The sequence below is a fragment of the Brevibacterium sp. HMSC24B04 genome (genome assembly GCF_001806835.1).
Lineage (GTDB): Bacteria > Actinomycetota > Actinomycetes > Actinomycetales > Brevibacteriaceae > Brevibacterium > Brevibacterium ravenspurgense.
The window spans coordinates 146963-153481 of sequence record NZ_KV786072.1 but is presented as its reverse complement, the minus strand read 5'-3'; the positions used below and the strand labels follow the sequence as shown (position 1 = coordinate 153481).

The 6519-nt window shown below is 63.0% G+C and carries 7 protein-coding genes; 2 read left to right on the top strand and 5 right to left on the bottom strand.

Annotated elements, in window-relative coordinates; genetic code table 11:
• Positions 1-504 precede the first annotated feature (504 nt).
• From HMPREF3092_RS02570 to HMPREF3092_RS02550, 5 genes are read right to left on the bottom strand one after another with little or no spacing between them, the layout of a single operon-like run.
• Entirely contained in the window at positions 505-1734 is a 1230-nt protein-coding gene (locus HMPREF3092_RS02570; protein ID WP_070423726.1) for an aminotransferase class I/II-fold pyridoxal phosphate-dependent enzyme, read from the bottom strand.
• Complete coding sequence (gene hisN / locus HMPREF3092_RS02565) at positions 1731-2495, bottom strand: histidinol-phosphatase (protein ID WP_019175465.1); 765 nt, start codon at positions 2493-2495, stop codon at positions 1731-1733. Before hisN ends, HMPREF3092_RS02570 begins: the two co-directional genes overlap by 4 nt.
• 23 nt (positions 2496-2518) lie before the next feature.
• Positions 2519-3529: a ribosome small subunit-dependent GTPase A gene (rsgA, locus tag HMPREF3092_RS02560; RefSeq protein ID WP_070423725.1), complete on the bottom strand. Its 1011-nt coding sequence runs from the start codon at positions 3527-3529 to the stop codon at positions 2519-2521.
• On the bottom strand, positions 3529-4824 hold the full coding sequence (aroA, locus tag HMPREF3092_RS02555; protein ID WP_070423724.1) for a 3-phosphoshikimate 1-carboxyvinyltransferase: 1296 nt from the start codon (positions 4822-4824) through the stop codon (positions 3529-3531). Before aroA ends, rsgA begins: the two co-directional genes overlap by 1 nt.
• Complete coding sequence (locus HMPREF3092_RS02550; protein WP_019175462.1) at positions 4824-5294, bottom strand: DoxX family protein; 471 nt, start codon at positions 5292-5294, stop codon at positions 4824-4826. The genes aroA and HMPREF3092_RS02550 overlap by 1 nt, the downstream gene beginning before the upstream one ends.
• Positions 5295-5553: 259 nt before the next feature.
• On the opposite strand from HMPREF3092_RS02550, the gene HMPREF3092_RS02545 reads away from it, so the two are divergent.
• Positions 5554-6165, top strand: a complete 612-nt coding sequence (locus HMPREF3092_RS02545) for a sigma-70 family RNA polymerase sigma factor (protein ID WP_061943217.1) — start codon at positions 5554-5556, stop codon at positions 6163-6165.
• Positions 6162-6434, top strand: a complete 273-nt coding sequence (gene rsrA, locus HMPREF3092_RS02540; protein ID WP_070423723.1) for a mycothiol system anti-sigma-R factor — start codon at positions 6162-6164, stop codon at positions 6432-6434. The genes HMPREF3092_RS02545 and rsrA overlap by 4 nt, the downstream gene beginning before the upstream one ends.
• The last annotated feature ends 85 nt before the right edge of the window (positions 6435-6519 follow it).

Genomic DNA, 6519 nt, shown 5'->3' with positions numbered 1-6519 from the left:
AGGGGAGAGTGGCACCTCGCCAGGTGTGAACGGAAAGGGCCCCGGCACAGAAGTGTCGGGGCCCTCGTCGGGGCTGCCGCATCGCCGCTGCGGGCCGTTCTCACGCTTTAATGCAGATTCACGCGTTAATGTGCTGCAATAACTCGCAAATCTGCATTTGCGCGTGAAACTGGGATGAAGAGGAGTCAACGCGGACTCACGCTGGCTCGTACTGCTCCCCGCCACCCGAAAACTCCCGAGGTGGAAGGCAGGGGAGAGTGGCACCTCGCCAGGTGTGAACGGACGGGCCCCGGCACAGAAGTGCCGGGGCCCTCGTCGTGGTTGCTCAGCGCCGCTGCGGGCCGTTCTCACGCTGTAATGCAGATTTGCGCGCTGCTGCGCTGCATTAAACCGCAAATCTGCATTTGCGCGTGAATCTGGGGTGAGGCGGGGCGTACGCAGCTCAGGCGTGAAACTGGGGTGAGTCGGGTCATCCACCCCCAGGCGCAGGCTCCGCCTTAACCCTCAGAGGCTCTGGAACACGTCGAGGTTGTTGCGAATGCGCTGGGCAGCGTCTTCGACTTCCTCAGTCGATTTGCAGAAGCTGAAGCGAATGAAGCTGCGGAAGCGCTTCGCGGTTTCTGAACCCTCGCGGCACAGTGCTGTAGCCGGAATTCCCGTCACGCCGACTTTTCGGGTGAGCACGTCATTGACCGCCGTCGCGTCCTTGTCTGTCAGCTGCGAGAAATCGGCCAGCAGGAAGTACCCGGCCTGGGGTACATGGATCTGCATGCCCTGCACGTCTTCCAGCGCGCCCACGATGATTTCGCGGTTGTGCTGCAGGACATCGCGGTTTTCCTTGGGGAACGACCATCCTTCGCCGATCGCCTGTGCGAGTGCCGCCTGGAGTGGATTGCCCACGGAGAACGTCATGTACTGCTGGATTGCCTGGCATGCCGCACGCACACGGGGAGAAGCAATGAGCCAGCCGATCTTCCACCCGGTGATGTTGAATGCCTTCCCGGCAGAAGAAACCGACACGATGCGCTCAGAATCCGGGTAGCGGGCGGCAATCGGCTGGTAGTCGGTGTTGTCGAATACCAGGTGTTCGTAGACCTCGTCGGTTAGGATCCATGCGTTCACGCGCTCGGCTGCTTCATAGATCCGGTCGAGAGCATCGGCGGAGAACACGGTCCCGGTGGGGTTGTGGGGCGAATTGACCAGAATCATCGATGCGCCCTCGACTTCACGTTCGAAGGCCGCCCAATCCGGCTGCCAGCTGCCGTCAGCGGGCAGCAGGGGAACAGTGGCGAACTCGCCCCCGGCCATTGCGACAGCCGCAGGGTAGGAATCGAAGAACGGCTCAAAGGTCACAAGCTTCCCGCCGCGCGGCAGCAGCGCCATGATGGCGCTCGTCAGCCCCTGGGTCGCGCCCACTGTGATGAGCACCTGCTCGGGCTCAACCTTGTGCCCGTATTCGCGTTCCCGCTGAGTGCACACGGCCTCGATGAGATCGGGACGACCCTGTCCCGGCGGGTACTGGTTCTCGCCGTCCTTCATAGCGCGATCGACAGCGTCGAGCAGCGGTGTGGGAGCAGGAATGCCGGGGGCACCCTGGCCGAGGTTGACAGCTCCCTGTTCAGCGGCGAACTTCGTCATAACCCCGAAGATCGTTTCGGTGGGCTTGCCGTCAGCGTCCAGCAGTCCGGCGGCCCGGTTGACCTCTTCTGGCAGAGGGCTGAGCTCTAATGTCATGCGAGTTTCTCCAGGGCGGCTTGGTGCAGGTGTCCGTTCGATGCGACCGCATTGGGTCCAAACGGTCCCGGTCGGCCGTCAACGTCGGTGAAGACGCCGCCGGCTGCCTGCACGATGGGTACAAGGGCGGCCATGTCATACAGTTCGAGCTCAGGTTCCGCCGCGATGTCGACAGCACCTTCCGCTACGAGCATGTATGACCAGAAGTCACCATAGCCGCGCAGGCGCCACACCTGGTCTGTCAATGAAATAAAAGCGTCGCGGCGGCCAAGATCACGCCAACCGGACAGAGATGAGAAAGCCAGTGATGCATCGGCCAGTTCGCTGACTTCAGAAACGGAGATCTGTCGATCATCACCGTCAAACCTCAAGAAGGCGCCGCCGTCCGGGGTGCCCCACCAGCGGCGGCCGAGTGCCGGCGCGCTCACCATGCCCAAAAGGGGAGTGGCACCCTCGTACAGTCCGATGAGGGTGGCGTAGACCGGAACACCGCGGACAAAGTTCTTCGTCCCGTCGATGGGGTCTATGATCCAGCGGCGGGCGCTTTCACCGGAAGCACCGAATTCTTCCCCGTACAGCGAATCATCGGGACGGTTATCGACGATGATTTCGCGCAGGGCGTGTTCAACTGCGCGGTCAACGTCCGTCACGGGGGTCATGTCCGGCTTCTGCGAAACGCTGAAGTCCTGCGCGCGGAATGCAGGAAGCGACAGCGCGTCGGCTTTGTCAGCCAAATAGTGGGCAAGTTCGAGGTCGTCCATGCCCACCAGGCTAGTCGAACAGCTCAGTCAGTGCTGAGGCTGTCCAGAAGGCGGCGCAGCGAGTACAACCGTGCCGACCCACCCTGGCCTGCACGGCCGTCGGCGACCCACGTGTCGAGAGCACACCCGGGGGAGTCTGCTTGGTGTTCGCACCCGCGCGGGCAGTGTGCGGTGGCGGGTGCGAGGTCGGCAAACGCCGCGATGACGGTGTCCACGTCAACGTGCGCGAGGCCGAAGGAGCGCACACCCGGGGTGTCGATGATCCATCCGCCATCAGGCAGCGGCAGCGCCAGTGCGGAAGAGCTGGTGTGCCGGCCGCGCCCGGTGACCTGGTTGACGTGGCCGGTGGCCCGGTCGGCCTCGGGAACAAGGGCGTTCATGAGCGTTGATTTGCCCACCCCGGAATGTCCAAGCAGCACACTGATCCTGTCGTGCAGACGTTCCGCGAGCTCCTCGGTCTTCGGCTGCCCGGAGTCATCAAATCCGCACGCGACGATCGGCACTCCAGTGTCTGCGAAGCGCTCACGCAGAGCGTCGATCGGTGCGAGGTCAAGCTTGGTGACAGCGAGGATCGGTTCGATCTCGGCATTGAATGCAGCGGCAATCGCCCTGTCGATCAGCCCCTCTGAGGGTGCGGGGTCGGCAGCGGCGGTGACGATGACCATCTGATCGGCGTTGGCGACGATCACACGTTCGGTGTCGTCGCTGTCGTCGGCGCTGCGCCGCAGAATCGTCTTGCGGTCATCCAGCACGACTATGCGGGCCAAGGTTCCCTCGGTTCCCGAGGTGTCGCCCACCAACCTCACTCGGTCACCGGGGACCAGGGGAGTGCGCCTCAGGTGTGAGGCGCGGACACCCGTGACGCTGACACCCGTGTCGAGTCGGGTGCGGTAGCGGCCCCGGTCGACCGATGTGATCATCCCGCCGATCGCGTCGTCATAGCTGGGCAGCTCTTTTGTCCTCCGCCTCTTGCCTTTTCTGTTGGGGCGGGGGCGGTAATCCTCTTCTGTGAAGTTCGCGTAGCGGCCTGCCATCAGCCGAAAGCCTCGTCCCACATTCGGGTGAATGCGGGCAGTGTTTTGCTGACGGTGTCGGGGTCGTTGATGACAAGCCCCGGTGTGACCAGGCCCAGTATCGCTCCGGCCATGACCATGCGGTGGTCCGCGTATGTGTTCCAGCCGCGGTCGGCGATGGAATCGGCATCGGGAGCCGGTGGGCCGGTGATGGTGAGGGAGTCCTCGCCTTCATCGACCGTGACGCCGAAGGCTGACAGTTCTTCTGCCAATGCGCTGAGCCTGTCGGTTTCGTGCCCGCGCAGGTGGCCGATCCCGGTGATTCGCGAGGTGCCACCGGCTGCCGCTGCCACTGCGGCGGTCACGGGGGTCAGTTCGCCGACGGATGACAGGTCGAGGTCTACCGGCTGCAGCTGCTTGGGTCCGCGGACCGTGAGTTCGCCGTCGATGAGTTCGCATTCACCGCCGAAGGCCCGCGCAATATCGCGGAATTCATCGCCAGCCTGCGTTGTGTTGTCAGGCCAGTTCGGGACGGTGACTTCGCCCCCGGTGACGAGTGCGGCAGCGAGGAAGGTGGCAGCGTTCGACAGATCAGGTTCAACCGTGATGTCCAGCGGTGCGATCGGGCCTGGGTGCACACGCCAGACATTCGGTTCAGGGGTATCGACCGTGACACCGGCAGCGCGCAGCGTTTCGACTGTCATGTCGATGTGCGGAACGGAGGGCAGGGAAGCACCCGTGTGGCGCACCGTGAGGCCCTCGGCAAAGCGCGGTGCTGCCAGCAGAAGTCCGGACACGAACTGGCTGGACTGACTGGCGTCGATGTCGATGGACCCACCGCGGGGGACTGCATCAACCGTCATGGTGAACGGCAGGGATTCGCTTTCAGGGCTGACATCCACCCCGAGCTCTCGGAGTGCAGACAGAACAGTGCCCATAGGGCGAACGCGAGCCTGCGCATCGCCGTCAAAGCGTGCTGAAACCCCGGCTGCGGCACTTGCGAATGGCACAAAGCGCATAACAGTGCCGGCCAGACCGCACTGGACCTCGGCCGGGGCATCTGGAACGCCTTCAATAGGAGTGATGCGCACAGCGTCACCGTCGTGCTCAACAGCACCGCCAAGAGCAATAACTGCATCGAGCATCAGCTGAGTATCGCGCGAGACGAGCGGTGCTCGCAGAGTTGAAGGCGCCTCGGCGAGGGCAGCCAGCACAAGCAGACGGTTGGTCAGCGATTTCGAACCGGGAACAGAAACACGAGCCCGCACCGGCTGAGAAACAGCGGGTGCGGGCCACGTGGTGAAAACGTCAGTCATCAGGAATTCGGCGTAATGGCGTCCATTGCCTTAGCGGACTGCTTTTCGATGCTGTCCCACGCGCTCTCGGCAGCGTGGCGGGCACGCCATGCCAGGCTGGGACGGCCGGCCGTGTCGACAGCTGCCAGCAGAGCACCGCCCAGCAGCGAAGTCTTGGTGACCAGCGAGGTCTTCTTCTCTGTCTCACCGTCAAGCTGTTCTGCAACAACATCGATGAGGTAGGTGCTCACAAGCAGGCCGGCGGACAGGCGCGGCATCTTGCCGATTGCAAGCAGGCTGCCGGCGGCGATCTGCGCAACACCGGCACCGCGGGCAACGAGGTCGGGGCTGACCTGGACGTCAAACTTTTCATCCAGGAGGCGGGTCAGAGGGGCGATAGAAGCGGACTGGGGGCGGCGTGCCCGGATGACGCCGTTGGCGATGAACGACGAGGCAAGCATGGGGCGGGCAATAAGCCGTACGAGAGACAAAGCTGCGTCCTTTCTTTCGAGAGCACTCCCAGCATATCGCCCACGAGCGCAATCGGCAGAGTCGGTCGCTCCGCGGCGGCACCTCGGAATAGTCGCCCATTGCAGGCCGTTGTGCTCAGTGAACAGATCGAGAGGAGACCGCATGGTTCTGTGCAAAGAGCGACAGGGGTCAGCTGAGGCCTCGGCGACCGGTGCGTCCAGTACCCGGGCAGCTGACTTCCCAGAGCGCGCACATCACGGCGACGTAGCATTGACCGTGATGAGTGAACCGATTGATCTTGAACGCGAAACGGACGAAGAGCGCTCAGCGCGCTTCGAAGCCGACGCCCTGCAGTACGTCAACCAGCTGTACGCGGCCGCCATGCGCATGACCCGCAACCCCGCAGACGCTGAAGACCTCGTCCAAGAGGCGTATTTGAAGGCATACGCGGCCTTCCACCAGTACAAGCCCGGAACCAACCTCAAAGCGTGGCTCTACCGGATTCTGACGAACACGTTCATCAACAACTATCGGAAGAAACAGCGTCAGCCGCTGGAATCCAGTGATGACGACATTCAGGACTGGCAGCTGCACCGGGCAGCCAGCCACACCTCGGACCAGGGGCGTTCGGCCGAGCTCGAAGCTCTCGACCAAATGCCCGACTCCGACGTCAAAGAGGCACTGGCCAGCCTGCAGGATGACTTCCGGATGGTTGTGTACTACGCGGACGTCGAAGGTCTCCCGTACAAGGAAATCGCCGAAATCATGGACACACCCATCGGCACGGTGATGTCCCGTCTGCACCGTGGACGCCGTCAGCTGCGAGACAAGCTCGCTGACTACGCGGCGGAGCGGGGCATCGGCACAGCGAAGACGGAGGCGAAGAAATGACAGAGACAAATCGCTGGAGTTCGTGTCGCATGGAAAGCCTGGAGCGCATCTACGGCTACCTCGACGGTGAGCTCGGACCCGAATCCTGTCAGGCAATCGAAGCTCACCTGAGCGACTGCGAAGAATGCTCTGACGAATACCAGATCGAATCAATGCTGAAGGAGCTCGTGCGCCGGTCGTGCAACTGCGACGTCGCACCGGAGGGGCTCGCAGACCGCATCCGCGCAAGGATCACGGTGGAGCGCACCCAAATCCGCTGGCAGGGCTGAGCTGGCAGGGCTGCGCCGTCGTCACCGTCGAATGACAGGCAGTGCTGAATGACAGACTGTACAGCTGGCTGAAGTCAGCAGACAA